The 25,755-nt window shown below is 36.3% G+C and carries 28 protein-coding genes and 2 tRNA genes; 13 read left to right on the top strand and 17 right to left on the bottom strand.

The window, feature by feature from the left end:
* Nucleotides 1-10 precede the first annotated feature (10 nt).
* The 4 genes from pth2 to tnpA all read right to left on the bottom strand — a co-directional run bounded on the left by pth2 (nt 11) and on the right by tnpA (nt 3,153).
* Complete coding sequence (gene pth2, locus ACW8TM_RS03950; RefSeq protein WP_491531976.1) at nt 11-364, bottom strand: peptidyl-tRNA hydrolase Pth2; 354 nt, start codon at nt 362-364, stop codon at nt 11-13.
* Nucleotides 365-551: 187 nt separating this feature from the next.
* On the bottom strand, nt 552-1,490 hold the full coding sequence (locus ACW8TM_RS03945) for an RNA-guided endonuclease InsQ/TnpB family protein (RefSeq protein ID WP_491531975.1): 939 nt from the start codon (nt 1,488-1,490) through the stop codon (nt 552-554).
* Nucleotides 1,442-2,758, bottom strand: coding sequence for an RNA-guided endonuclease InsQ/TnpB family protein (locus ACW8TM_RS03940; RefSeq protein WP_491531974.1), 1,317 nt, complete (start codon nt 2,756-2,758; stop codon nt 1,442-1,444). Before ACW8TM_RS03940 ends, ACW8TM_RS03945 begins: the two co-directional genes overlap by 49 nt.
* On the bottom strand, nt 2,755-3,153 hold the full coding sequence (tnpA, locus tag ACW8TM_RS03935; RefSeq protein ID WP_491531973.1) for an IS200/IS605 family transposase: 399 nt from the start codon (nt 3,151-3,153) through the stop codon (nt 2,755-2,757). Before tnpA ends, ACW8TM_RS03940 begins: the two co-directional genes overlap by 4 nt.
* A gap of 192 nt (nt 3,154-3,345) precedes the next feature.
* Here tnpA and ACW8TM_RS03930 point away from each other — a divergent pair, with 192 nt between their 5' ends.
* The 5 genes from ACW8TM_RS03930 to fen all read left to right on the top strand — a co-directional run bounded on the left by ACW8TM_RS03930 (nt 3,346) and on the right by fen (nt 7,390).
* Nucleotides 3,346-3,525 carry a zinc finger domain-containing protein gene (locus ACW8TM_RS03930; protein ID WP_491531972.1) on the top strand — a complete coding sequence of 60 codons (180 nt, stop codon included), beginning with the start codon at nt 3,346-3,348 and terminating at the stop codon, nt 3,523-3,525.
* A gap of 12 nt (nt 3,526-3,537) precedes the next feature.
* Nucleotides 3,538-3,810 carry an elongation factor 1-beta gene (locus ACW8TM_RS03925; protein WP_491531971.1) on the top strand — a complete coding sequence of 91 codons (273 nt, stop codon included), beginning with the start codon at nt 3,538-3,540 and terminating at the stop codon, nt 3,808-3,810.
* A gap of 77 nt (nt 3,811-3,887) precedes the next feature.
* Nucleotides 3,888-6,089 (top strand): CDC48 family AAA ATPase, encoded by a 2,202-nt coding sequence (locus tag ACW8TM_RS03920; RefSeq protein WP_491531970.1) that lies wholly within the window; start codon nt 3,888-3,890, stop codon nt 6,087-6,089.
* A gap of 15 nt (nt 6,090-6,104) precedes the next feature.
* A complete protein-coding gene (locus ACW8TM_RS03915; RefSeq protein ID WP_491531969.1) occupies nt 6,105-6,341 on the top strand; it encodes a hypothetical protein in 237 nt (78 codons plus the stop codon).
* 2 nt (nt 6,342-6,343) lie between these two features.
* Nucleotides 6,344-7,390, top strand: coding sequence for a flap endonuclease-1 (gene fen, locus ACW8TM_RS03910; protein ID WP_491531968.1), 1,047 nt, complete (start codon nt 6,344-6,346; stop codon nt 7,388-7,390).
* Here the strand turns inward: fen and ACW8TM_RS03905 are convergent.
* Nucleotides 7,387-8,064 (bottom strand): protein-L-isoaspartate(D-aspartate) O-methyltransferase, encoded by a 678-nt coding sequence (locus ACW8TM_RS03905; RefSeq protein WP_491531967.1) that lies wholly within the window; start codon nt 8,062-8,064, stop codon nt 7,387-7,389. The genes fen and ACW8TM_RS03905 overlap by 4 nt on opposite strands.
* A 38-nt stretch (nt 8,065-8,102) precedes the next feature.
* On the opposite strand from ACW8TM_RS03905, the gene ACW8TM_RS03900 reads away from it, so the two are divergent.
* On the top strand, nt 8,103-8,525 hold the full coding sequence (locus tag ACW8TM_RS03900; RefSeq protein ID WP_491531966.1) for a DUF371 domain-containing protein: 423 nt from the start codon (nt 8,103-8,105) through the stop codon (nt 8,523-8,525).
* Here ACW8TM_RS03900 and ACW8TM_RS03895 read toward each other — a convergent pair.
* Nucleotides 8,518-9,582 carry a class I SAM-dependent methyltransferase gene (locus tag ACW8TM_RS03895; protein WP_491531965.1) on the bottom strand — a complete coding sequence of 355 codons (1,065 nt, stop codon included), beginning with the start codon at nt 9,580-9,582 and terminating at the stop codon, nt 8,518-8,520. The two genes, ACW8TM_RS03900 and ACW8TM_RS03895, sit on opposite strands and share 8 nt — an antisense overlap.
* A gap of 43 nt (nt 9,583-9,625) precedes the next feature.
* Nucleotides 9,626-9,702, bottom strand: a tRNA-Lys gene (locus ACW8TM_RS03890).
* Between the two features lie 108 nt (nt 9,703-9,810).
* Between ACW8TM_RS03890 and dph5 the strand changes: the two genes are divergently transcribed.
* Nucleotides 9,811-10,605: a diphthine synthase gene (gene dph5 / locus ACW8TM_RS03885; protein ID WP_491531964.1), complete on the top strand. Its 795-nt coding sequence runs from the start codon at nt 9,811-9,813 to the stop codon at nt 10,603-10,605.
* 26 nt (nt 10,606-10,631) lie between these two features.
* Complete coding sequence (locus ACW8TM_RS03880; RefSeq protein ID WP_491531963.1) at nt 10,632-11,342, top strand: DUF357 domain-containing protein; 711 nt, start codon at nt 10,632-10,634, stop codon at nt 11,340-11,342.
* Here the strand turns inward: ACW8TM_RS03880 and ACW8TM_RS03875 are convergent.
* Complete coding sequence (locus tag ACW8TM_RS03875; protein WP_491531962.1) at nt 11,331-11,993, bottom strand: endonuclease V; 663 nt, start codon at nt 11,991-11,993, stop codon at nt 11,331-11,333. The two genes, ACW8TM_RS03880 and ACW8TM_RS03875, sit on opposite strands and share 12 nt — an antisense overlap.
* Before the next feature lie 63 nt (nt 11,994-12,056).
* On the opposite strand from ACW8TM_RS03875, the gene twy1 reads away from it, so the two are divergent.
* Nucleotides 12,057-13,013 carry a 4-demethylwyosine synthase TYW1 gene (gene twy1 / locus ACW8TM_RS03870; RefSeq protein ID WP_491531961.1) on the top strand — a complete coding sequence of 319 codons (957 nt, stop codon included), beginning with the start codon at nt 12,057-12,059 and terminating at the stop codon, nt 13,011-13,013.
* Nucleotides 13,014-13,022: 9 nt separating this feature from the next.
* Here twy1 and psmB read toward each other — a convergent pair whose 3' ends face one another.
* Nucleotides 13,023-13,619, bottom strand: coding sequence for an archaeal proteasome endopeptidase complex subunit beta (psmB, locus tag ACW8TM_RS03865; RefSeq protein ID WP_491531960.1), 597 nt, complete (start codon nt 13,617-13,619; stop codon nt 13,023-13,025).
* Nucleotides 13,620-13,793: 174 nt separating this feature from the next.
* Here psmB and ACW8TM_RS03860 point away from each other — a divergent pair, with 174 nt between their 5' ends.
* The 4 genes from ACW8TM_RS03860 (at nt 13,794) to ACW8TM_RS03845 (ending at nt 18,171) form a co-directional block, all read left to right on the top strand.
* A complete protein-coding gene (locus ACW8TM_RS03860) occupies nt 13,794-15,299 on the top strand; it encodes a DNA-directed DNA polymerase II small subunit (protein ID WP_491531959.1) in 1,506 nt (501 codons plus the stop codon).
* Nucleotides 15,300-15,327: 28 nt separating this feature from the next.
* A complete protein-coding gene (thiL, locus tag ACW8TM_RS03855; RefSeq protein WP_491531958.1) occupies nt 15,328-16,287 on the top strand; it encodes a thiamine-phosphate kinase in 960 nt (319 codons plus the stop codon).
* A 21-nt stretch (nt 16,288-16,308) separates the two neighbouring features.
* The gene (locus ACW8TM_RS03850; protein ID WP_491531957.1) at nt 16,309-18,042 is read left to right on the top strand and encodes a radical SAM protein; all 1,734 of its coding nucleotides are present in this window, start codon (nt 16,309-16,311) and stop codon (nt 18,040-18,042) included.
* 31 nt (nt 18,043-18,073) lie between these two features.
* A tRNA-Arg gene (locus ACW8TM_RS03845) sits at nt 18,074-18,171 on the top strand.
* A gap of 20 nt (nt 18,172-18,191) precedes the next feature.
* Here the strand turns inward: ACW8TM_RS03845 and ACW8TM_RS03840 are convergent.
* From ACW8TM_RS03840 to argF, 8 genes are all read right to left on the bottom strand, one after another.
* Nucleotides 18,192-18,848: a DUF434 domain-containing protein gene (locus tag ACW8TM_RS03840; protein WP_491531956.1), complete on the bottom strand. Its 657-nt coding sequence runs from the start codon at nt 18,846-18,848 to the stop codon at nt 18,192-18,194.
* Nucleotides 18,849-18,850: 2 nt separating this feature from the next.
* Nucleotides 18,851-21,751: a leucine--tRNA ligase gene (leuS, locus tag ACW8TM_RS03835; RefSeq protein ID WP_491531955.1), complete on the bottom strand. Its 2,901-nt coding sequence runs from the start codon at nt 21,749-21,751 to the stop codon at nt 18,851-18,853.
* Between the two features lie 147 nt (nt 21,752-21,898).
* Entirely contained in the window at nt 21,899-22,792 is an 894-nt protein-coding gene (locus ACW8TM_RS03830; RefSeq protein ID WP_491531954.1) for a 50S ribosomal protein L10, read from the bottom strand.
* 13 nt (nt 22,793-22,805) lie between these two features.
* On the bottom strand, nt 22,806-23,447 hold the full coding sequence (locus ACW8TM_RS03825) for a 50S ribosomal protein L1 (protein WP_491531953.1): 642 nt from the start codon (nt 23,445-23,447) through the stop codon (nt 22,806-22,808).
* Between the two features lie 5 nt (nt 23,448-23,452).
* Nucleotides 23,453-23,953 (bottom strand): 50S ribosomal protein L11, encoded by a 501-nt coding sequence (locus ACW8TM_RS03820; RefSeq protein WP_491531952.1) that lies wholly within the window; start codon nt 23,951-23,953, stop codon nt 23,453-23,455.
* A gap of 148 nt (nt 23,954-24,101) precedes the next feature.
* Entirely contained in the window at nt 24,102-24,542 is a 441-nt protein-coding gene (locus ACW8TM_RS03815) for a transcription elongation factor Spt5 (RefSeq protein WP_491531951.1), read from the bottom strand.
* 13 nt (nt 24,543-24,555) lie between these two features.
* Nucleotides 24,556-24,726: a protein translocase SEC61 complex subunit gamma gene (locus tag ACW8TM_RS03810; protein WP_491531950.1), complete on the bottom strand. Its 171-nt coding sequence runs from the start codon at nt 24,724-24,726 to the stop codon at nt 24,556-24,558.
* A 71-nt stretch (nt 24,727-24,797) separates the two neighbouring features.
* Nucleotides 24,798-25,739, bottom strand: a complete 942-nt coding sequence (argF, locus tag ACW8TM_RS03805) for an ornithine carbamoyltransferase (RefSeq protein WP_491531949.1) — start codon at nt 25,737-25,739, stop codon at nt 24,798-24,800.
* Between the last annotated feature and the right edge of the window lie 16 nt (nt 25,740-25,755).

Here is a 25,755-nt window from a genome sequence, read left to right as displayed (position 1 = left end):
CATTTACACCTCAAAGCAGGGACAATTTACCAGTTATCTTATCTATTAATTTTTCAGGGGCAGGACCAATACCAACACATGTTATTGTGCCAGGCTTTAATTCAGTTAGACCCCTATCAGCAATTAACGATATAGGTAGGTTGCTATGCTTCGCCCTATTAAATATGCTGAGTAATTCATCTCTACTCCCAACCTTAACAACCACCTTCTTTTGACCTTGCGATAGCCATGCCCTCCACCAGTTAGGGAAACGAAGCCTAGAATCTTCTGCAGCACTTATAGATGCATGGGCCACTTGGACAGCAATTTTACCCCTACTCATTTTCAAGTCAGTTCTAATAACTATCACCTGTTTTAATTTCATATTAAACACCAATACTTCTAAGCGAAGTGAGCCTCCCCCTACTTAAGTAGGGGGCTTCCCTCGTTTAGGGTAGGCTTTACGCCTATCCCCTCATTTGAGGGTTCGGGGGGTTCACGTCTCCCCCATCCCACTCCTCTCGTTAAGGAGCGGGCTAAATTGATAGTGGAGTTCAAATCTCTATTATATTTCAAACACATTTGGGGCATTTAAACTCTCTTCCTTCAACTTTTCGGGCAACATGCCCACATCTATGACATCTTTTTGAAGTGTTTTTTGGATTGATATATACCACAGGTATTCCTTCTAAGTTAGCTTTATACTCGATATACGTTTGAATTTTTCTGAAGCTCCAAGCATACAGTCTTCTGTTAAGTTTTGCAGAACCATTAATATTTTCTCTGATATTCTTCAGCTTCTCCATGACAATGATTGGTTTCTCGAATTGTTTAGCGTATTTTACGACCTCTTTAGCTATCGTGTGGAGGATTTGATTAACCATTTTACTCTCTTTGCTTCCTATTCGCTTAACTAAATCAATTCTCTTCTTTCTCTGCAAATTCCTTCGAACATGTGCATACTTTCCTCTGATTTTCCTTATCTTAGCGGCACTCCAGAACTGTCCATTAATAGGTTTTGATAGGTTGTGCTTGGATATTGCTATTGCCACAGCAACGTTCCACTCTCCCAAATCTACACCTATTACAGTTTCTGGTTCATCGATTAGTTCTACTTCTTTCTTAAGCACGAAATGTGCATACCACTCTCCATTTCGCTTTACCATCTCCACCGTGCAGAATTGCCATTTACCTTGCAAGGCTTCCTCAATGAAATTCTTTTGTCTTTCACCGAAAACTATTGGCAATGTTATCCTCTCCTTACGATTCAAGCTCAGAGTTAGCCAATATGGAGTTAAAATATTAGTAGTTTTGGCAAAGTTATAGCAACGCTTATCGAAACGAATTGAAATTCTTTTTAACTTGGGCATCCCTGATTTAACCTTACCTTCTTTCTTCTTTTCGTTGAAGCTCCTTAGAATTTCTACTGCTTTGTCTCTTGCTGTCTGGATTAAGGCAGTATTCAAGTTGAATAGTTGCTTAGCCTTCTCATAGCCATTTTTGTTTGACACTCCCCCTGCTTAAGCAGGGAGATTCTTGCTTCTAGGGTGTTCATTTTTTGGGTGTTCATTGCCCTTTTAGGCTTCCACCTATATCTATCCCACCTTAGAAGCAAGGGCTGTGCCACCAGCCCGTTATCCCTACCCCTCCAAGAGGGGCTTGGGATTATGGCTCCACAAGATTTAGCTATATTTAATACTCCCACTACGTCGGCATTAATCACCCTATTGCATTTCGAGCAGTAGAACAGACCTCTATGTCTTCTAGTACCCTCAACTCCACAGAACGGGCATATACTTGAACTCTTATATTCACTTACCTCCATCACTTCTATGCCATGCTCCTCTGCCTTTTCTTTAAGCCTCTGAATTATCCATCTGAAGCTCCAGAAGTTGTGAATTATGGCATTCGTCTTCGAATTTTCATGGTTGACATCTCTCATGCCTTTAAGGTTGCCAACCACTATTTTTTGGATTCCATTTTCAACAGCATACTTAACTATCCACTTCACCATAGCGTTTATCGCATGTTTAAAGCGTCTCTGCCTTATCCTATAGAGTTTTCTAAGCCTTCTAGACGTCCTAACCTTGTTAATTCTAGTTAGCCTGCTCTGCTCTTTAGCTATCTTCCTAGCCCAATACCACCAATCAGCTAGGACTGTCTTGCCTGAGAAAGCTATGGGTCGTTTTAATCTTTCATGCCACACGGTTGCTAGATTTATAACTCCCAAGTCTATGTGGAGGGGCTTATTGCCACATCTTAAGGATGGCTTCTCGACCTTAACAGCCATAAAGCCCCTCCACACCTTATCCACATCATCATAAATTATCTCAAGTCTACCCTGCTTTCCTCTCCACCTAAGCTTACCCTTATTCCTTAGTTTGAGGCTTTTAGGAAGGTAGAGGTACTTATTATCTATCATGTAGCAGTCATTTCTTATGATTATCCTAAGTTCTCTTCGACCATTCCTCTTCCAGTATCTTGGCATGGACACCTTCTTTATGTGTGGCGGTAGCTTTCCTAACTTCTCCAACTTCTTTAGCCTTAAAAAGCTCCTCCATGCTTCATTATTCTTTCTTATTATCTGTTGTGCAGTAGCTGATCCTATCAGAAGGACATACTTCCTGTACAGATGTTTAGGATACCATGAAAACTTCTTATAATGGATGTAGGCTTGCCTACGCTCAAAGTTAAGTTCATTCCAAAGTCTAGCACAATTGTCTGCTAACTCCCATAGGACTGTGTGTCCCTCTACTATGAACGTGTTTGTCCTCCTCACTTCTTTTCACCTTGCTCCTCTATATACCTTCTAATAGTCTCTGACGACACATGCCCTGCAGTTGAGACAAAATAGCTTCTAGTCCATAGTGAAGGAAGCTTTAAAAGCTCGGGGAACTCTCTTCTGAGTATCCTAGAGGTCTTGCCCTTAATCCTTCTCAACACTATGTGGGGAGACCAATATGGTTGGACTGAGATGAACAAATGGACATGGTCAGGTTGAATCTCTAATGCAAGAATCTCCCAGTCATATTCCTCCGCTATTTCTCTGATGAGTTGTTCTAATCTACGCTTAATACCGCCCACTAGTACGGGCTTCCTTCTCTTTGGAATCCATACGAAGTGGTAGTTACAGAGATATACTGCATGCCTAGTTCGTCGATAGCCCATCAACATCCACAATAGGTTGTCGATTATTTAAACCTATCGACACCATTCATCTCCCCACTAAAGAAGGGAGTTTTCTTGCGGTAATTCTATATAATCAAAATAAAAGTTAAAGGCTACACCATAGTAACAGAGCAACTAGAAAAACTTTTATTTTTGTCTATTAGATGGAGATAGAGATTAAATAGAGGTGTATAAGTGATGGAAGAAGAATTAAGATTACCAGTCTGCATATCATGTAAAACACCAATAATTCCAGGAGAGAAAGGGGTTAACTTTCCTTGTCCAAACTGTGGAGAGATAACTTTATGGAGATGCTGGCGTTGTAGAACAATTGCAAACACATATAAGTGTCCAAAATGTGGATTTGAAGGACCATAGGAGGATGGAAGAATGGGAAAGGTATTTGTGATCGTGAAGGTTTATCCAAAAGAGGCAGATACAGATTTAAAGGAAATGGAAGAAGAAATTGCAAAGGTATTACCTGAAGGAATGAAAATAGTTCAGTCAACTAGGGAGCCAATAGCCTTTGGATTATCCGCCCTAAAAATGGGTATAGTAATGCCTGAACAGACAGAAGGAGGAACAACAAAACTGGAAGAAGCAATAGCAAGTGTACCATTAGTAAGCCAAGTACAAGTAGAATATGTTACGAGAATGATGTGATTACAAAAATTTATTACAAAATAAACATATACTTCATATAATTGTAGGAGAATTAGAGATTAGAGCTGGGGAAACATATGTCTTTTGGAGAATCTAGAAGGAGAATTGAAGTACAACTGAGGGTAGCTGAGGCTAAGCAGAGAGATGTTGGTAGAGGGAAGGTTAGAATAGATTCTAGAGTTATGCGTAAATTGGGTGTTAACCCAGGTGATATTGTTGAGATTGAAGGGAAGAGAAAGACGGCTGCCATAGTTTGGCCAGCTTATCCTGAAGATCAGGATATGAGAATAATACGTATGGATGGCTTGATAAGGAAGAATGCAGGTGTAAGTATTGGAGAAAAAGTAATTGTGAGAAGGGCAAGGGCAAGGGCAGCATCAATAGTCAAGTTAGCACCATCATCATTTTCAATAACTGTTGACAGTGCCTTCGTAAATTTCGTTAAGAAAAGACTGTATGACTATCCACTTACACAGGGAGATACAGTACTAATTCCAGTATTAGGCCAAGCAATACCCTTCACAGTAGTATTAACAAGGCCGGCTGGAATAGTATTGGTAACAGAGGACACTCATGTTATAATATTGGAAAAACCTGCAGAAGAAATAAGAGTACCAAGAGTGACCTATGAGGATATAGGAGGACTACATGAAGCAATACAGAAAATAAGGGAAATGGTAGAATTACCATTAAAGCATCCAGAATTATTCAAGAGACTAGGGATTGATCCGCCTAAGGGAGTATTATTATATGGTCCACCTGGATGTGGAAAAACACTACTAGCAAAGGCAGTGGCAAATGAGACTGACGCCCACTTTATATCAATTAATGGACCAGAAATAATGAGTAAATTTTATGGAGAATCAGAGCAACGTTTAAGGGAGGTATTTGAAGAAGCAAAGCAACATGCACCATCAATCATATTCATAGATGAAATAGACGCCATTGCACCTAAAAGAGAAGAGGTAACAGGTGAAGTTGAAAAGAGAGTAGTTGCACAGTTATTAGCATTAATGGATGGACTTGAAGCAAGAGGAGACGTCATAGTTATAGGAGCAACAAATAGACCAAATGCACTAGATCCAGCCTTAAGAAGACCAGGAAGATTTGATAGAGAAATAGAAATAGGCGTCCCAGACAAGCAGGGGAGATTCGAAATACTTCAAATTCATACGAGAAACATGCCATTATCAAAAGACGTAGACCTAAAGAAACTTGCAGAAATAACCCATGGATTTGTAGGGGCAGATTTAGCTGCATTATGTAGAGAAGCAGCTATGAAAGCTCTACGAAGATATCTACCCCAAATAGACTTACAACAAGAACGTATTCCCGAAGAAGTCCTAGAAAAACTGCAAGTGACAATGGAAGACTTCATGGAAGCCTTCAAGGAAATAACACCATCAGCCATGAGAGAAGTATACGTTGAAACTCCAAGCGTACACTGGGAAGATGTTGGTGGACTAGAAGAGGCAAAAAGAGAATTAATAGAGGCAGTTGAATGGCCAATAAAATATCCAGACGCCTTCAAGAGAATGGGGATAAAGCCGCCAAGAGGAATACTATTGTTCGGTCCACCTGGATGTGGAAAAACACTACTAGCAAGAGCAGTAGCAACAGAAAGTGAAGCAAACTTCATAAGCATAAAAGGACCAGAACTAATAAGTAAATGGGTGGGTGAGTCAGAAAAAGCCATAAGAGAAGTCTTTAGAAAAGCTAGACTAGCATCACCAGCTATAATATTCTTCGATGAAATAGACGCTATTGCACCAATGAGAGGACTTGGCTATGGAGACTCAAGAGTAACAGAAAGAGTAATAAGCCAACTCTTAACAGAAATGGACGGCCTAATAGCCCTAGAAAACGTAGTAGTTATAGGGGCAACAAATAGGCCGGATATTATCGATCCAGCCCTATTGAGGCCGGGAAGATTAGATAGGATAATCTACATACCGCCACCAGATTTCAAAGCTAGAATAGAAATATTAAAGATCCATACGAGAAATATGCCATTAGCAGAAGATGTAAATCTAGAGGAAATGGCAAAGATAACTGAAGGATATTCAGGATCAGACTTAGAAGCAATATGTAGAGAAGCAGCCATGCAAGCACTAAGAGAAGATATAAATGCTAAAAAAGTATCTAGACGTCACTTCGAATTAGCATTAAGAAGAGTTAGACCATCAATAACAAAGGATATGATACAATATTATAATAGGTGGATAGAACAATACAAGCAAATGAAGCCAATGCGAGCAAAGCTACTTACATTCACATAATTGAAGGTGATGGTAATGGTCAAGGAGCAAATCTGGATTTCAGAGCCATTAGAAGTGGCGTTAATGACTATCTTGAGCAGAAAAGAAGCTATGCGAGACGTAGAGCTCTATGAAAATCTAAGACAAATGTATAGCAACTTATCCTTCAGAGAGTTTAATAAGGCATTAATGAGACTTGAAATATGGGGTAAAATAATAGTAACAGTTACAAAAAAGGGAACAAGAAATGTTAGTTTAGTCAAAAGGGAGTAGAAATGGGAGTAAACCTTAGAGATATCATACCTGAAGAAGCACTAGAAAAAGTAAATATGAAATACTTTAACAATAAATCTCTAGCCATTGACGCCTATAATGCATTATACCAATTTCTATCAATAATACGTCAACCAGACGGAACACCGTTAAAAGATTTGAAGGGGCGAATAACAAGTCATCTAAGCGGATTATTTTATAGAACTGTAAACTTACTGGAAAATGGAATAAAACCAGTCTATGTATTTGATGGAACACCACCAGAAATAAAGGAACTAGAAATAATTAGAAGAAAGAAGATCAAGGAAGAAGCAATAATAAAATATGAAGAGGCATTAAAGAGAGGAGACTTAGAAGCTGCAAGAACATATGCACAGCAAACAGCAAAATTAAATGAAGAAATGGTTGAAGATGCAAAGAAGTTATTAGATGCAATGGGGATTCCTTGGGTTCAAGCACCATCTGAAGGAGAAGCCCAAGCAGCATATATGGCGAAAAAGGGAGATGTATGGGCTACAGTAAGCCAGGACTATGACTCATTATTATTTGGAGCACCTAAACTAGTTAGAAACTTAACCATATCAGGAAGAAGAAAGCTACCTAGAAGGAAGGAGTATATTGAAGTTATACCGGAAATCATCTATCTAGAAAAAGTTCTAGAAATATTAGATTTAACAAGAGAACAGTTAATTGACATAGCCATACTCATAGGAACAGACTATAACCCTGAAGGAATAAGGGGAGTGGGACCGAAAACAGCTCTAAAAATAATTAAAAAACATAAAACAATAATGAATGCACTAAAAGAAATTGGAAGAGCAGAATTCCCAGTAGATCCAGAAGAAATAAGGAGGATATTCTTAAACCCCCACGTAACAGATAACTATCACTTAGAATGGAGAGAACCAAATAAAGAGAAGGTTATTGAAATTCTATGTGAAGAACATGATTTCTCATTAGAAAGAGTAAATAAAGCTCTAGATCGAGCCATAAGGGCTTATAAGAAGAGTAGACAAAAAACACTTGAATTCTGGTTTAAAAAAGATTAAACACGCCAGCCATATCTTCCAATTAATGGTACAAATACACATCCACCAGCAGTAAACGACTTAAATCTACCATCAGGTAACTTAACACCAACAACAAGTTCTTGATAATAACTCCCGCCAACTGGAATTACAATTCTTCCATTAATAGCTAATTGATCTATTAGAGGTTTAGGTATTTTAGGTGCAGCGGCAGTAACAAGAATTCTATCATATGGAGATGCAGCCTCATATCCTAATGAGCCATCCCCCAAAATAACAGTGACACGATTATCATAACCAGTTCTCCTTAAATTACTTCTCGCAAATTCCACTAATTCTGGGATTCTCTCAATAGTATAAACATGTCCCCACTGCTCTTTGTCTAGCTCTCCTGGAGCTACAATTTCAGCACAAACTGCAGCATGATAGCCAGATCCAGTGCCAATCTCTAAGACTTTATGGCCAATCTTGAGATTTAACAATTCACACATAATTGCAACCATATGTGGAGCAGAAATAGTCTGGCCAGAGAATGTTGGGAGTGGAGAGTCATTATATGCATACTTTCTATAGCTGGGAGGTACAAATTCTTCTCTTGGAACCTTTAACATTGCTCGAATAACACTTGGAGATTTCAAAATACCTTCACGTTTAAGTTTTTCAATTAATTTCCTTCGTCTATACTTGAAATCCATATTGACCATATATATCTATGTTTAATCGATATAAAAATGTGAAAATCATAGAGATTATAAGAGGAAGAGGACATCCAAACATAAGGGCAAACCATAAATCAACTCTAGAAATAACTAAAGATTCATACTTAACTCTAAGAGGAGACTGTATAATAGTAGTGAATGCAGATAAAGCTGCAAGGGACTTGTCAGAAGAAATGAAAAGAGCAATAAGAAATAGAAGGAAGATTCTAATGCAAATTAAATTGGAAAACTTATATGATGAAGTTGTAGGTGAAGGACATCCCAACCTAACTTTGACAGATTCAAGGTCAATAGTCATTAGGAAAAGCACATATACATGTCCAAGAACAGTCCTAATAAATGCAAACAAGGCTGCTAGAGATCTAAATAGACAATTAATTAAAAAGCTTAGAGAAGAATACTGGAAAGAAGTTATAATTAAATTTTATCTTATTTAAAAACCTTAAAGTCGATGGCAACTTGCCATTTAAATGGAGCTATAGGCTTGACTCTCCTAGTGAAAATAATGGAAAAATCATTTACATTGCATTCCTTTAATTTTTCTATTAAATGGAGACGTGCTTGACTAATAGCTTCACTACCCATACTAAAACAGTAATAATGAATAATACCGCCAGACTTTATAAGCTTGACAGCTTTATCTAGAAATAGATGTGAACTTTCAGGTAAATTCATAATAATTCTATCAGCAAATGACTCCTTTCTAAACAATTTTAGAGAATATTTTGCATCGCTCAATATTGGATAGACAAAGCCTTTAAGCTTATTTAACTTTAAGTTCTCTCTTAAAAGATAAACTGCATGAGGATTAATATCAATTGAAAAAACATGTACTCTAGAATACTTCGCAATCATTATGGAGAAAGGGCCTACACCTGCAAACATATCGATAACAATTTCTCCATCCTCAACTTGCCTTGCAACTCTGTATCTCTCAAAGGATAAACGGGGACTGAAGTAAACATTTAGAACGTCGACCTTAAATGTACAGCCATATTCTCTATATAATGTAACTGGTGAAAATTCACCGGCAACATGCTCTAATTTACGAATTCTAAAAACACCATTAACTCCACTTCTCTTAGCAAAAACAGTTTTTACATTAGGATGAACCTTAATTAAAGCTTCACCGATAATATGCTTATAAGATGATAATTCAAGGGGAATTTCAATTACAGCAATGTTACCAATTATATCAAAAGACTTAGGAAGTAACTCTAACTTGGAATCTGGAATCAATCCAATTAAAGCATCAACAAGACTTCGTGGCTTAAGAGGCTTATCTTCAAAAAAATTTGTACAAAGCTGGAAATCCCCAAGATTATTTAAGATATAATTTAACTCATCTTTAGTAGGCTTCCTTTTAAGTGGAATTAATATGAAATCATCAGTTCTCTTAATTTTTTTACCCCTATGCACCAAGTCTAATTTTTCAAGAATCTCTATAGCCCTTTCTCCATGAATCCTTCTAATCTTAATAGCCTTAATCATCATGAAAAAACTTTGGCAATAAAATAAAAAAATACCGTTAAATTAATGGCGGGCCCGGCGGGATTTGAACCCGCGACCAACGGGTTAAAAGCCCGCTGCTCTTCCTGGCTGAGCTACGGGCCCTTTATTTAAGGTTTAAAAATGTTACAAATTAATATTTCGCTTGGTATAAGTAAATTTTAACCATATAGAATTATAATGAGTATACGAGGACATGTAGGATGAAGAGTTATGCTGACTTTCATTGGATTGGGATTATATAGCGAAGATGATTTAACAATTGAGGGTTTAAAGCTATCTAGACAAGCAGACAAAGTCTATCTTGACACCTATACAAGTTACATGCCTGGATTATCAATACAACGCCTAGAGCAAATAATAGAGAGAAGGGTAGTGCCATTAAAGAGGAAGGATTTAGAGTCAAAGGAAATTTATAAAATAATAGAGGAGGCAAAGGAAAAACTTATAGTTTTATTAGTTCCTGGGGATCCATTTATTGCAACTACACATATACAACTACGAATAGAAGCTGAAAAACTAGGTATAGAAACAAGGGTTATACATTCAGCATCAATATACTCTGCAATACCTGGAGAAACAGGGTTATCAAGCTATAAATTTGGCAGAACTGTAACTATAACGTTCCCCTATGAAAATTATATTTCGGAAACACCTTATGACGTAGTAAAAGAAAATAAGCTAAGAGGCCTCCACACATTATTACTACTTGACATTGACCTTGAGAAGAGCAAGTTTATGACCATAAAAGAGGCCATTGAAATTTTATTGGAAATAGAGGAAAGAAGAAGAGAAAACATAATTACTCCAGAAACACTGATAGTGGGAGTAGCAAGAATTGGAAGCCCTAATTCAATAGTTAAAGCAGATTTCATAAAGAATATAATTAACTATGACTTTGGAGGACCGCCATATACTATGATAATTCCAGGAAAACTACACTTCATTGAAGCTGAAGCACTAATTACCCTAGCAAAGGCACCACACATAATTTTAAATTATATTTGACATTAACACTTCATAGGCGAAGGGGGATGCAGGAAAGGGAATTGACTGAGAAAATACAAGATTACATTGAAGGGTTACACTACGTATTAAAACAAATAAATAAAGAGAAAGTGAAGGAAGAAGAAATAAAGGAAGTAATTGAATTAGCTGAAAAATATTTTTCAGATGCAAAATATTATCTAGCTAAGAAGGATTTAATTACAAGTCTAGTATGCACTGTCTATGCAGAAGGTCTACTAGATACACTGAGATTCCTTAACAAAATAAAATATCACTGGAAATTCGAAAAACCAGAGGCAAAAGGTATGAAGGTTGTTGTTGCAGGCACGTTTGACATCATTCATCCAGGACACTTATGGTTAATTAAAAAGGCAAGCGAGTATGGAGAAGTCACAGTAATAGTTGCAAGAGATGAAAACGTCAAAAAATTCAAGGGGCACATTCCCATAATACCAGAAGAACAGAGACTACAAGTTGTAAAAGGATTAAAATATGTAAATGAAGCAATCCTCGGACATACAGGTAATGACATTATAAAGATTATTGAAGAAATAAAGCCAAACATAATAATTTTAGGGCCAGATCAAAACTTTGTATCTGAAAAAAATCTAAGAGAAGAATTAAAGAAAAGAGGATTGAACATAGAAGTAATACGAATAAAAGAGAAGTATACTTCATGTAGATTTTTCAAGACATCCGATATAATTGAAGAGATAAAAAGAAGACTAAAAAGGTAGGATAGCTGACCTTTTCTTACATAAGTTATGAGCTAACATTATGGGTAAGGGTGTATTTCCATTTTCCGGCTTTATACAGTTTAGAACAATGTCTATTGCTGTGTCTAGACAAATTTTATGACCGACACTTACATATATTGGTTTTCCAGGGAACTTGATCATTGCACCAACAATTCTATCGTTGAAGTTTATAGGAAAAACATTATTTCTTAGAGGTTTATCCATTAAAACAGTACCGCAAAGCAACTTCTTAGCAACACCAATAGTAGGAATGTTTAAGATTAAACCTAGATGACAAGCAAGGCCAAATCTTCTAGGATGTGCTCGGCCATGGCCATCTACGAGAATTATGTCAGGCATGGAAGATAGAGACCTAATAGCCATTAAAATTGGTTTCAACTCTCTAAAGGCAAAAAATCTAGGCACGTATGGAAAATTTATATCACAAGAAATCACCTTTTCCTCTACAATATTCATTGAAGGAAAGTCTAAATTCACAGAAGCGCCAATAGCAGCATGCCTTCTATAAGATACGTCAACGCCACAAACAATTCTAGGAGGATAATTGAAGTGATCTTTCTCAACAATTTTTTCTGATAATAGCAATTGTAATTTTTCAGCCCGCTTAAAATCAAATTTAAATCTCACCATCAATTAACTTCTTATAAAACCAATACTTTTAAGTTACCATAGGTGAACTCACATATTGAGAAAATGATTGTACCAAAAGAGATGATACTTAGATACAAGCAACAGAGCTATCATTTCATCGGTAATTCAGCAGTAGTAAAAACTTGTCATTGGCTTAAAGCTTCACTTCTAAGTAGAGGAGAAAAACACTGCTATAAACAAAAATTCTATGGAGTACCATCACATAGATGCCTACAAATGTCTCCAACAATAACATGTACACAACAATGTCTATATTGTTGGAGAGTACAAGAATCAGATTTGAAGGTAAATGGAAGTGAAAAAATAAAGTTAAGATTTGAAGAGCCAGAAAAAATAGTTTTGAAATCAATTTTAATTCAAAGACAAATATTGTCAGGGTTAAAGAGCAATATGAAGGTAGACAGGTTAATGCTTGAAGAAGCATTTAGACCGATACATGCAGCAATAAGCCTAGTTGGTGAACCAACAATGTATCCATGGATAGGAGAATTAATAAGCTCGTTTTTCTCTCATGGATTTAAAACAGTTTTCCTAGTGACCAATGGAACAATGCCGAAAATTTTAAGTAGACTTGAAAGTGAGCCAAGTCAGCTTTACGTAAGCCTATCTGCGCCTAATGAAGAAATTTATAGGAGGACATGTATACCGAAAATTAAAGATGGATGGAAGAGAATTCTTGAAACTCTTGAACTATTAAAAAGCTTTTCATGTCCAACTGTAATGAGAATAACGTTAGTGAAAAACTTGAATATGTGCAATGCAGAGGAATATGCAAAGATAATTTCAAAGTTCGAGCCCACATATGTTGAGCCAAAGGCTGCAATGAGTTTAGGTGGATTTAGATGGAGATTACCAATCAATTGTATGCCAAAATTTAAGGAAGTAAAGAGTTTTGGAAGTAAAATTGCTGATTATTGTGGATATAAAATTATAGATGAATCATTAAGTTCAAGAATAGTTCTCTTAAGCAAGCTTGAAAGACCTATAAAGTTAATTTAAATTTTATCTTTAATCAGATACTGGTATAAACTCTTCAATGGCACCATCCTGAGTTATAATTAACAAGTCGATTCCATCACCAGATATTGCATCACGTGCAATGGCTGCTTTCATAGCATTTATAGCTAATTTTTTACCTTCCTCGATAGTCATGTCTGGAGAATAATTGGACTCAATAATGCTAATAGCCAATGTGGCGCCAGAGCCAACTGAAGCAAATTTGTCTTCAATCCATGAGCCAAGGGGATCTAAGACGAATAGATGTGGCCCAGATGAATCAACACCACCAATAATAGTCTCAGTCAAAAATGGAACAAGCTTCTGACCGTATAGTATTACTGATAGAAGCTTAGCTAAACTACGGACAGACATTGGGCGCTTATAATCTAATTCATATAGATTTGCCTCTGCCATTAACGACCTAGCTATAACTTGCATATCTGAAACAAGACCTGCACATGCAATGCCAAGATGATCAGTTATTTTAAAAACCTTCTTTCCAACCTTACTCAGTACAGTGTATCCATATGCAATTCTCTTCTCAGAAGCTAGGACAACACCGTCCTTACATACAATTCCAACTGCAGTTGCACCCACCATACTCATATAACCTTCACCTACATCTATAACCCTATTACAAACGGTGTTATTAAAGTTAATCTACCAAAATAGTCATGACAATAGCTATGATTAAGGACATTCAGTAAATGAAGCTCTACTATTGAGAGGTAAAAGAATAATAGTATAATAATTCTCTAATTCACTTGTATGAGAAATGACTTGAGAAGAGCAATAGCAAAAATTGTTAGTGCTGGATTTCAAATAAATCCAGAAGCATTAGATTTACTTTCAAAAAAAGACAATGCATATGATATAGTATGTAAAGTTATTGAAAATCTAGATAAGATGGAGAAAAAACCATTGATAATAACCCCTGAAATTATCTCTGATTTTGACGTTGAAAAAGGGGGGGAGGAAGAAGAATTAATAGATATTAGTAAGATTAAACTTGAAGAAGAAATTTTATTTGACCCAACAGAGCACATTTTCACTGAAAGCAATATAACTGGCTTCATAAATTACTTCATTAGTAGATTTAAAAAAATTAGGAAAATCCTAATGGGTGAAAGGTTTGATGTGAGGGGAGCAATAACAATAAAACAGGCAAAGAACTGGTCAACTGCTAGGAGAGAAAGGGTGAAAATAATTTGCATGGTTGCAAACAAGAAGAAAGCTAGTGGAGGTGGACTAGTTTTAGAGCTAGAGGATTTAACAGGAGTTATAAATGCAATAATAGCTGAGAAAAATAGGGAATTAATAAGCAAAGCTGAAAAAATTATAAAGGATGAAGTAATTTGTATTGAAGGAAAAATTATTGGTGACGGAGAAGCAATAATAGTTTCAGATGTTATATGGCCAGAAATACCCATATCGGGTAGGAGGATAAGAGGAAAGCCTGAAGGTATATATGCAGTCTTAATCTCCGACTTACATATTGGCAGTAGATTCTTCATGAGATCAGCATTTAACCGCTTCATCCTCTGGATAAATGGAAAAATAGGAACAGAAAAACAAAAAAGAATAGCTAGAAGAATAAGATACATTATAATAGCTGGAGACATAGTAGATGGAATAGGAGTGTATCCTGGCCAAGAAAAAGAATTACTAGTGAAAGACTTAAAGGTACAATACAAGATGGCAACTGAATATCTAGCACAAATACCAGAACACATAACCATAATAATTATTCCGGGAAACCATGATGCTACAAGACAAGCCTTACCATCTCCAGCAATATTTCAAGAATATGCAGAACTCTTATACAAAATGAAAAACATAAAAATGCTGGGAGATCCCGCATACATTAAACTCTATAAGACCATCTTTCTAATAACACATGGAAAAAGTCTAGATGACATACTAGCAAAGGTACCAGGAGTAAGGTATGATAAACCTGCACATGCAATGATTGAACTTTTAAGAAGAAGACATCTAGCACCAGTCTATGGTGAAAGAACACAACTCGCTCCAGAAGCTGAAGATCTACTAGTAATCGAGAAAATTCCAGATGTCTTCCATGCGGGGCATTTACATACATATGAATATTTAAACTATAGGGGTGTACTAATAGTAAATTCGGGGACATGGCAAGAACAAACAGATTACATGAAGTCAATGGGAGTAATACCAAATCCAGGTAAAGCCACAATAGTAGACTTATCCACTGGAAAAATTGAAAGTGTAATTGACTTTTCAGAAAGACATGAAATCGAAATTTCAGTATAAAGGAAGTGGTGAAATGGAGATCAATAAAGTGGGTGAATGGTCATTAATCAACATTATATTCAATAGAATAGTAAAAAATGAAAATGTAGCTCTCCCCTATGGAGACGATGCCATAGCAATACCATTTGAAAATCAAATAATAGTCATTAACACTGATATGCTTGTCGAATCAACAGATATACCGCCAGGAATGACAATGAAGCAAATTGGAAATAAAACAGTTGTAATGTGTATAAGCGATCTAGTAGCTAAAGGTGCACGGCCCATAGGTCTCATATTTGCCCTAGGGTTACCATCTAAAATGAAGATTAAAGAATTTCAAGATCTTATCGATGGATTAAATAGTAGCGCAGAAAAATATGGCACATATATTCTTGGAGGAGACATAAATGAAGCAAAGGAGTTAATCATCTCAGGAACAGCTATAGGTATAGCCAATATGGTGGTCAGTAGATTTGGAGCAAAGGTAGGAGACATAGTTGCAGTAACAGGTGAATTTGGAAATACGGCTGCAGGATTAAAGATTCTCCTCGAAAAAATAAGTGTACCTGAGGAACTGGAGAAAGAGATTGTAAAATTCGTGTATGAACCAGAAATTAAGCTGAAGGAATCATTAGCATTAATAAATAGTGGTGCGGTATCAGCAAGTATAGATAGTAGTGATGGACTAGCAACATCACTTCATGAAATAGCTGAAAAAAGCAGTGTTGGATTAAAAATCTGGAGAATGCCAATATCAAAGATAGCTAGAAAATTTGCTGAAATAACAGGGTTTGATCCATTTGAACTAACATTTTATGGAGGAGAAGAATACCATTTAATAGTTACTATACGACGAGAAAGACTGAAAGAAGTAATAGAGAAAATTGAGAGTATTGGAGGAAAAATAATACCAATAGGTGAAGTAATTAAAGAAAGAAAAATAGTTTTCATAGAAAAGGGAAGGGAAAGAGTAATTGAGAAGAGAGGGTGGGAACACTTTAAATGAAGTTAATGGTGAATAGAACCTATGAAAACAATAAGTCATGCAATAATAATTGATGGATATAATGATGAACCTGCAGGACTAGGTGTACCACCATACCTAGATGTTTATGCTAGATATGTGGCTGGAGCAATATGGACATACGACAAAAATATAAAAATACAGTATTTCACTATTGATGAAGTTAGAGAAAACTATCATGAAATAATTAGAAAAGCAAATAAATCCGACTTATTAATCCTAATCGCTGGAATGGTTGTTCCTGGAAAATATTTAGGAGGAAAGCCAATAAAACCGAGAGAAGTACTACAAATTGCGAAAATATTGACAAAGCCGATAAAAATACTTGGTGGGCCAGCAGCAAGATTTGGCTTTGGAATTGAGGGAGGAAAAAGAACACTATTAATTAGAGATATAGAAGAAGAATTCAATCTGATAGTTAAGGGAGATTTGGAAATTGTAGTTTACAACCTATTGAAAGAAGGACTAAAAGTAGACAAAATAGATCCAGGAGAAAGAAGGAAAAATGCTCATCAAATTAGAGAATTTGCAATTAGAGGAGCAAAAATAGTTTTAGACCATCCAAATCATGGATTAAACTTAATATGTGAAATTGAAACTTATAGGGGATGTCCAAGATTTATAACTGGATGTTGCTCCTTTTGTGCGGAAGTATATCATGGTCTGCCAGATTTTAGACCAATAAAAGATATTGTTGATGAAATTGAAGCATTATATAAATTCGGTGTAAGAAACTTTAGACTAGGAAGACAACCAGACATATACAGCTACATGGCTAAAGGTGTAGGAGAAAGAGAGTTCCCAAAATTGAATCCAGATGCTATAAGAAAGCTCTTCACATCCATAAGACATGTCGCACCCAATTTAAAAGTACTACATATTGATAATGCTAATCCAGGAGCCATATATCATCATCAAGAGGAAGCCCTTCAAATAACAAAAATTATAGTTGAATATCATACGCCAGGTGATGTAGCAGCCTTCGGAGTTGAAAGTGCTGATCCAAGAGTGATAAAAGCCAACAACTTAAAGGCTTCTCCAGAAGAAGTAATCAAGGCTATTGAGATTATAAATTCAATAGGTGCAAGGAGGGGATATAATGGGCTTCCAGAACTACTTCCAGGCATAAACTTTGTTTATGGATTAATTGGAGAAACAAAGGAAACCTACGAGATAAATCTACAATTCATGAAGGAAATAATGAGAAGAGGATTGCTTATAAGAAGAGTGAATATTCGCCAATGCATTCCTCTACCAGGAACACGGATGTGGAAGATAGGAACAAGAATAATTCAACGCCACAAAACAACTTTCAAAATATACAAGGAAAAAATGAGAAGAGAAATAGACTTACCAATGCTTAAAAAAATTGCTCCAACATGGACAATTTTAAAGGAAGTATACCTGGAAGAGTTTAATGGAAAATTAACATATGGTAGACAAGTTGGATCCTATCCAATATTAACTTGTATTCCAATGAAACTTGAACTAAAGAAATTTATAGATGTAATAGTAGTTGACCATGGCTATCGCTCAGTAACAGCGCTACCATACCCGATTAAAATAAACACATTAAACATGAAAACATTAGTCAAAATCCCAGGAATAGGAGTGAAAAGAGCTACAAAAATAATACGTAAAAGACCAGTAAAAAATCTTCAAGAACTATCTACAATAATAAATGATGATGAACTTATAATTAAACTTAAAAATGTTATCGATTTTTCTAAACGATAAACTCATAAGTCTTATTATAGAATATCGAAATGGGCCCGTAGCTCAGCTAGGATAGAGCAACCTCTAAGAGAGGCTCGAGCCGGCCTTCTAAGCCGGGGGCCGTGGGTTCGAATCCCACCGGGCCCGCCACACCATCATTCTTCATGGATTTAAAATAGCTTTAAAATAAGGTTGGGAAAACAGTTACGTACAATTTGACCAGCTAAATCAAAAACTTTTTTTGCTCGTTCGATGATTACACAGTCACTAGTGGCAACCACTTCTCCATATGTTAGAACTGCAATGTCACTTTGTTTTACTGCTTGTGCATCTCCATTAATATAATATTTCTCTAGGCAATGTCTGACTTGTGAAGCAAGTTCACCACTACGGCTAACTGGACTATCGAAGAAAAATAAGACTTTTTGTGGCTTGAGATTGGAGATATATGTTAAAATTAAATTTATAGCTTTAAAGGTGTAATCTGAAATTGTATATTTGCCGAAGACAGCTGAGACATCTCTTATGAAGCCATCATCACATTCTATTAGGACTTTTCCCTTTAAACCACTCTCCACAGTGATCAATACGTTAAATCCATCTATTGCAATTATCCTATTACTGATATAGCTTGACGGTACCATTTTTTCTTTATGTTTCCTAGCTGTTTCTTCATCATAGACTGCGCGATATAGTATTGCACGTTCAGCTCTGCTTAAGCCATATCGATTGGCAATAAATGTTGCAGCTGATTTCCGAGTATAACCTCTACTTAAAAGATATCGCATATCAATTATTGCTTCTCGAATTTTCTTAATGGAAATCATTTTTACTCAATATATATTGCTGGGCGAAGGGGCATTGCTAAGCTTGCACGATTCTTAGGGTCAATTTTCTCAGGGTCATCTGCATAAAATAATAAGAATTTACAGTTAAACTCTTTTTCAAAGAAGCCTTTAGCCTCTTTAAATAGATTCATTTCGTCTATTTTAATGTTAACTCTAAGGTCACGTTCATTGTCTGGTAGATTTATTAAATCTTCGAAAGCATATTTTATTACTTCTAATGCTTTTCTTCCCTTATTACGAGCATAATCTCTCTTCATTACTTCTCTAATTATTTTACTTTGTAATGATACACCTCTAGCAATGAGGAATGCTACATCTCTATAAATTCTCCATTTCCATTCAGGAGCGAAATAGAGGGTTATTTTTGAGGGTTTTGACTTGATGACTCGAATTATTTCATATATGTCCTCCAATGTCTTTTTGATAAGGGCTTCTCTGAAATCAGCCTTAATATTTATTTTACTTTCATCAGCCTTGGGCCATTCAGCAGTTGAAATGAAGGGTTCATTACCAGTTTTCTCCCACAATTCTTCGCATATGAAGGGAGTGAATGGAGCCATCAATCTAAGCCAAATATTTATAGTTTCAAGGATAATGTTCCGATTAATTGACTCTACTCTCCTTAAATACCATCTGAGGTTATTCCATATTCCGAAGAAGGCTTCATGGAAAGCTGTTCTTGTCTTAAGTTTTTCTAAACTTTCTGTTACAGTTAATATTGCCTTGTTAATTTGACTTATAAGCCATTTGTCGATTAGAGTTTGCTCAGTCCTATTACTCTTAGTTGCCATTGAATATAGATTTAGAATAAATCTATAGAATGAATCTAAATTCTTAGTCATATCACTGGCATTTTTACTTCGCCAGTCTGGGTCATCTAATCCCTCTGCACTTGCAAGAAGAGTAGCTCGAATAACATCTGCACTATAATCCTTTAGAGCCTTTTTGAGTGTTATGAATATTCCCTTAGACTTGGACATTGGCTTACCTTCAATCATTAACATTCCATTTACACCTATAGCTTTAGGCCAGTAATGTTCCGGAAATATTGCTACATGATGGAAGATAAAGAAGGTTAAATGGTTTGGCAGTAAGTCTTTAGCGGAAACCCGTAAGTCAACAGGATACCAATAATTAAACTCGTTTCTCATCTGTTTTAGGATTTTAGATGGGACATTAACTTTCTTAGCTATTTCATCAACATTTCCTTTACCTAGAAAGATGTAGTCTAATACTTCTGGAGTAAGTTGTTCACTTGAAATTAAGTTTGCATTAACATACTTGCTTATAGTATAGAAGGCCATGTAAATGGTGGAGTCACTTAGAGTTTCAACTAGCCACTCTCTATCCCATGGAAGAGGAGTACCTAAGCCGGAAAACCTTGTACATGGCTTATCATTTAACCACTCAATAGTATCTTCAAACCATCTTCTCGCCTCCTCTGGATAAATTTTCATGTTCCTTAGAGCTCTACGAGTCTTCTCTTTCCATCGTTCATCTGAATATCTGAGAAACCATTGATTTTCAAGAATTTTGACGATACATTTTGTACCACACCTACAAATAACAGGCTGAGTAAGATCATACATGAAGTCTATATAGCCCTTAGCATAGAAATCTTCAATAATCCTCTCTTTGACTTCAGATACAATTAATCCAGCATATTCTCCACAGATCTCCTTTAAAACACCTTTATGAAACTCCTTCTTATAGATTATTTGTGTTGCATCTTCAGCCTTAGGATCATGCTGATTTTTAACGCCAAGTTGATCAACTATTTCAATTGCTGGAAAGTCACCGAAGTCTTCAACCTTTATCATAGATATAGGTTTTATTTTCTTAATTTGTTCAACATCAATATTATACTCTTTAAGGATATCTGGATTTTCAATTAGATCTCGAAGTGCAAGCCAATCATAGGGGGCATGTGCAGGGACACTATAGACTAAACCTGTCCCATTATCAGGATCTACAAAGGGGGCTGGCAGGATTATGATCTCCCTATTATTCACGGGGTCTAAGCAAGTTTTACCTATCAACTTTTTTCCAGAAATTTTCTCTAAAACTTCAATTTTCTTTAGTTGCTGTGAAAGCTTATAGGCAGCTTGTTCACTGATAATCCATTTTTCACCGTCAACTCTAGCTATAACATACTCAACATCAGGATTAACCCAAAAATTAGTTACACCAAAAATAGTTTCAGGTCTAAAGGTAGCAGCAGGAAGTAAACATCCATTTCCTAGCTTAAATTTCATTAATATGTATTTTTCAGGAGAAACACCTACACCTTCAAGTCTATCATGATCACCAGTAGGACTTTTACATTTAGGACACCATACGATTGGATGTGAACCTTTAACAACATATCCGTTCTCCCTAAACCGAAGATATTGCCACTCTATAAATCGGCTAAAGGCAGGATGATGACTTGTAGTATGAAATTCCCTTCTCCAATCAACTGAAAAACCAATTCTCTTTACAATTTTTCTATTCTCATTAGTATAATATTGAGCCATGTAGATGGGATTAACAAACTTCTTCACTTCTTCAATTGAAACACCATCTATGTTAACTAGGATATCAATTAATTTTTTGTCTCCCTGCTCTATTCTCTTTGCTGCACCTGCAATAGTTGCACCTGTCCAATGCCATGCCCATGGGAAAAGTACATTGTAACCCTGCATACGCTTAAATCTAGCATAAACATCAACACGTGTAGCAGTAAATGCATGACCTAAATGTAATGGCCCGTTCATATATGGAAATGGAAATGTTACAAAAATCTTTGGTCTATTGTTAGGGTCAGAATAAAATATTTTATGCTTCTCCCAGAGTTTAAGCCATTTCTCCTCAATTTCACTATGATCAATAGACACGGACACTAGTTAAACCTCCACCAACATAATTTACCAATATTACGCTATTATATAATGTTCGTGGCTTAATGGGATTAACTTTACAGAAAATAAACGTTAAAATGGATGGAAAAATTCAGTTGATCCCTTTACAGCTAAATTTACTAGTAAAATTTAGAGTGAAGAGGGAATCTCTAGTTCTGGTGAAATTTTTGAAATTTTTGATGCTAGAGTTTTTGCTATTAGATTTGCATGTTGAATTACTTGTGGAATTAATTCGGGTACTGGTAATGCAGAGGCGACTGTAAGTGTCCTTGCCTCTTGGACTGCTTTACTGATTAGTAGTGTGACATTTTCCTTAGTTGGGAAGGCTACTTTGACGGATAGGGCTATAGCTCTCATATGAGCTTCAGCCAACTCATTCTTATATTCATTTAAATCAATGTATAAGTCATCTGACGTTAAAATTGAACCATCAAAATATGCTACCTTCACGTTTAATTTAACTTCAATGGGTTTTATTCCTAGTCGCTTCAATAGGTCAGCTAGATCGGCACTTATAACTTCCCCTTCCCTGGCAACAACAGTATCCTTTGTGATCCATATGGAGCCCTCTTCAATTTTGACAGGTATCTTGAACATGCTAAATTTACTCATAATTGGTCCTGGAGGAAGCCCAGTATTACCTGCAAAAACCACTATATCGTTGGGAGCAATATCTCCAGGCTTTGCTTCAGCCTTAATCTTATGCTTATTAAGGGTTAAAATTAGAGAGAAGGGGTCATCATTTAGAAATATGAATGCATTTTGTCCCTTTAAATGGGGAATTAACTTTGAGAGGCCAGGCTTAATTTTTGCACATGCATCAATAGCTCTTCTCATCAAAGTGTTTTTAGCAACCTTAATTATCGCTTTTCCACGTAATATTCTCCTTAATTCCTGTAATTGATTAGAGCGTAGACCATAAAGATTAGCTATTGCAATAACTCTATGCTTCTCAATTAAATCAATTAACTCTTTAACAATCCTAACCTTCCTAGTGGGAATCTTTCTCTTAATTGTAAGCATAATTATCACCATCCTAAACTTTAACAGTTGGCCCCATAGTGGTTTTTACATATATGGCTCCAATATTCTGTGAACTTTTAACCTTTTTCTCAATGGCGGATAATACAGCCATTGCATTTTCAGCAATCTTCTCTGAAGGCATGGTCTCCGTACCAATTCTACATTGAATGAGGGGTTGTGTCCTAGTTCTAATTCTAATTAGAGATCTCGCTCTTTCTATCTCAGCAGAAATATCAATGGTGGGTGGAACTGGAATAGGCATTTTTCCTCTAGGTCCAAGTATAGGGCCGAGATATCGGCCTACAAGGGGCATTAAATCTGCCCTTGCAATGAATACATCAATTTCCTTGGCCAATTTCTTTGCAGCCCTCTTATCTGAACCATATCTTTCAAGGTCAGCTTTAGTTAGAACTAGATCTGCTCCACCCTTCCTAGCTTTTAATGCAAAATCTCCTTCACCAATAACACAAACCTTTATAGGTTTATCTAGAGGATTAGGAAGATAAACATTAAGATTTATTCTATTTTCAGGCTTTCTCATATCAATATTTCTTAACACCACAATAAGCTCTATGGACTGAGTGAAATTTCTCTTCTTAGACAAGGATTTAGCCTTCTCTATGGCATCCACTAGAGATTTATGTATACTTCTCATAAACTTTATTCCTCCTCAAACTTTTCAAGTATGTCATCGTATTTCCCTTCGTCAAGCTCTCTTTGTACAATCTTCGGATTCTTATTTTCAACAGTTACACCCATACTTAGACATGTCCCTAAAATTTCTTTTACTGCACCCTTTAGTGTTTTGGCTGAAAGTTGTGGCCATTTAATTTTAGCTATCTTTACTGCTTGCTCTATAGTTAGATTGCCAATCTTCTTTTCATGTGGAGTACCAGAGCCCTTCTCAGCTTTCACTTCTCTAATTATAAGGGCGGCAGTTGTAGGTGTACCTACAGTTACTTCAAACTCTTTAGTATCAATATCAACTACAACTTTAACTGGAACACGCATACCAGCAAATTCCCTAGTTAACTCATTTATCTTGTTGACTACTTGCATAACATTTAAGCCTAATGGACCTAGAGATGGACCAATAGGCGGCCCGCCAGTTGCCTTTCCTCCCTCAACTAGGAAGTTAAAGGTCTTCTTAGTACCCAACATGTACACCTCAACTATTCTCTAATTATTAGCTAGAGTGGAATGATAATGGGATTTATTATATTTTTCTGAAATTGGCTCCGTAACATGAGTGGAATCAACCGAGTATTACACATGGCGACATCAACCGAAAACGTTACAGAACCCTAAATTAAATGGTTATACGACGTACAGTATCCCCATGCACAGTAATGGGAAGAGTATATGCAGCTTCAAGTAATTCTAAAGTAACCTCCTCCTTTACACGGTCAATCCTCGTAACTTTTCCCTTCATTCCCCTAAAGGGACCACTAATTATTTCTACAATATCACCTACATCCAATTCTTCAAGTGGAGACTTAGGGATAAGAAAATTCTCTATTTCAGATGAATTAATTTTACCTGGAACCCATCCCTTAACATGCTTAATACCTGCAATGGCCCTTTCAACTAGGGCTAGGCTTTTAGCTTCAATAAAAATGAATCCCTTCACTTCATCAGGTGCAATGATTGCATTTAAGGGTATACCCTTGGAGGAAGCCCTAGTAAATACAAGTAATGCAACACCCTTCTCCTGTCCAGCAGTAGTTCTAACAGCAAAGTATGGAGACATGATTTTCATCTCCTCATGGTGGAAGAGCTTGAAGTATAGCTGACATAAACTGAATAATAAAGGAATACATACCCAATATAAATAAGCCAAGTAGGCAAATCTTAAGCGAAAGCCAAAATTCATTCATTGAGGGTTTACGTGAAAGACGAAGTATACGTTTAACTGAGGCTATAAAGCTACTCATTACATCATCACCATTAATTACCAAAAGTTAAAGTATGTGGGGTCTTAAAAATTTACTGCTCCACTCTACAATTACTGAAGTATTAATGCCAATAATGCCTTTTGGACATGTAGTCGATTTTCCGCTTGGTCCCAAACAATTGAGTGGGGGCCATCAATAACGTCATCAGTTATCTCTTGACCTCTCTTGGCTGGTAGACAATGCATCACCATTACATTTGAAGAAGCCTTCTCAAGCAAAGCTTTATTAACTTGGAATGGTGGGAAAATCTTCATTCTAATCTCAGCCTCAGCCTCTTGGCCAGCACTAACCCAAACATCAGTATAAATTATATCAGCATCTCTCACAGCTTCAACTGGAGAATTAAATATCTCTATCTCTGATCCACTAACCTCAGCATTCCTTCTAGCCATTTCTAAAATCTTCTCCTTCGGTTCATATCCTCTTGGACATCCAAGCCTAATGTTTAAACCAAATTTAGTACAGCCAATTAAGAGTGAATGTGCAATATTATTGGCTGCATCACCTACATAAGCTAAAGTTAAACCCTTAAGTTTACCTTTCTTCTCCCATATAGTGAACATGTCAGACAGTATTTGACATGGATGGAACAAATCACTTAAACCGTTAATAACAGGTATTGTAGCCGCTGTAGCTAAGTCCTCGAGATCCCTATGGGCATAGACTCTAGCCATAATGGCGTCAACATAACGGCTTAAAACACGCGCAGTATCTTCAATTGTCTCACCCCTCCTAAGCTGAAGATCATTCCAATTCAGATAGAGAGCTCGACCTCCAAGCTGATACATGCCAACTGAGAAGGAAATTCTAGTTCTAGTAGATGGTTTCTGAAATATCATTGCAAGAGTCTTACCCTTAAGAAGAGGAATTACACGCTCACCAGAATAGAAGCGAAGCTTCAGATCCCTTGCTAAATGTAAAACAGACCATAATTCATCTAAATTAAAATCTTGAATTGTAAGGAAGTCTTTATTCCTCAAACTCTTAGGCATAAATTAAAATCCCCCC

It is taken from the genome of Candidatus Culexmicrobium sp., assembly GCF_058356305.1.
Note: the sequence above shows the minus strand (reverse complement) of the source record. Positions and strands in the feature narration are given on the sequence as shown.

Bases quoted from the DNA above. Each gene is read 5' to 3' on its own strand.
- ACW8TM_RS03920 (WP_491531970.1), top strand. From the start codon at position 3,888: ATGTCTTTTGGAGAATCTAGAAGGAGAATTGAAGTACAACTGAGGGTA.
- ACW8TM_RS03905 (WP_491531967.1), bottom strand. From the start codon at position 8,064: ATGGATTTCAAGTATAGACGAAGGAAATTAATTGAAAAACTTAAACGT.
- twy1 (WP_491531961.1), top strand. From the start codon at position 12,057: ATGATTGTACCAAAAGAGATGATACTTAGATACAAGCAACAGAGCTAT.
- ACW8TM_RS03840 (WP_491531956.1), bottom strand. From the start codon at position 18,848: ATGATTTCCATTAAGAAAATTCGAGAAGCAATAATTGATATGCGATAT.
- ACW8TM_RS03895 (WP_491531965.1), bottom strand. From the start codon at position 9,582: ATGATGATTAAGGCTATTAAGATTAGAAGGATTCATGGAGAAAGGGCT.
- fen (WP_491531968.1), top strand. From the start codon at position 6,344: ATGGGAGTAAACCTTAGAGATATCATACCTGAAGAAGCACTAGAAAAA.
- ACW8TM_RS03925 (WP_491531971.1), top strand. From the start codon at position 3,538: ATGGGAAAGGTATTTGTGATCGTGAAGGTTTATCCAAAAGAGGCAGAT.
- ACW8TM_RS03930 (WP_491531972.1), top strand. From the start codon at position 3,346: ATGGAAGAAGAATTAAGATTACCAGTCTGCATATCATGTAAAACACCA.
- argF (WP_491531949.1), bottom strand. From the start codon at position 25,739: ATGCCTAAGAGTTTGAGGAATAAAGACTTCCTTACAATTCAAGATTTT.
- ACW8TM_RS03815 (WP_491531951.1), bottom strand. From the start codon at position 24,542: ATGTCTCCATACTTTGCTGTTAGAACTACTGCTGGACAGGAGAAGGGT.
- ACW8TM_RS03830 (WP_491531954.1), bottom strand. From the start codon at position 22,792: ATGCTTACAATTAAGAGAAAGATTCCCACTAGGAAGGTTAGGATTGTT.
- tnpA (WP_491531973.1), bottom strand. From the start codon at position 3,153: ATGTTGATGGGCTATCGACGAACTAGGCATGCAGTATATCTCTGTAAC.
- ACW8TM_RS03825 (WP_491531953.1), bottom strand. From the start codon at position 23,447: ATGAGAAGTATACATAAATCTCTAGTGGATGCCATAGAGAAGGCTAAA.
- pth2 (WP_491531976.1), bottom strand. From the start codon at position 364: ATGAAATTAAAACAGGTGATAGTTATTAGAACTGACTTGAAAATGAGT.
- ACW8TM_RS03915 (WP_491531969.1), top strand. From the start codon at position 6,105: ATGGTCAAGGAGCAAATCTGGATTTCAGAGCCATTAGAAGTGGCGTTA.
- ACW8TM_RS03850 (WP_491531957.1), top strand. From the start codon at position 16,309: ATGAAAACAATAAGTCATGCAATAATAATTGATGGATATAATGATGAA.
- dph5 (WP_491531964.1), top strand. From the start codon at position 9,811: ATGCTGACTTTCATTGGATTGGGATTATATAGCGAAGATGATTTAACA.
- ACW8TM_RS03810 (WP_491531950.1), bottom strand. From the start codon at position 24,726: ATGAGTAGCTTTATAGCCTCAGTTAAACGTATACTTCGTCTTTCACGT.
- ACW8TM_RS03820 (WP_491531952.1), bottom strand. From the start codon at position 23,953: ATGTTGGGTACTAAGAAGACCTTTAACTTCCTAGTTGAGGGAGGAAAG.
- psmB (WP_491531960.1), bottom strand. From the start codon at position 13,619: ATGAGTATGGTGGGTGCAACTGCAGTTGGAATTGTATGTAAGGACGGT.
- ACW8TM_RS03880 (WP_491531963.1), top strand. From the start codon at position 10,632: ATGCAGGAAAGGGAATTGACTGAGAAAATACAAGATTACATTGAAGGG.
- ACW8TM_RS03875 (WP_491531962.1), bottom strand. From the start codon at position 11,993: ATGGTGAGATTTAAATTTGATTTTAAGCGGGCTGAAAAATTACAATTG.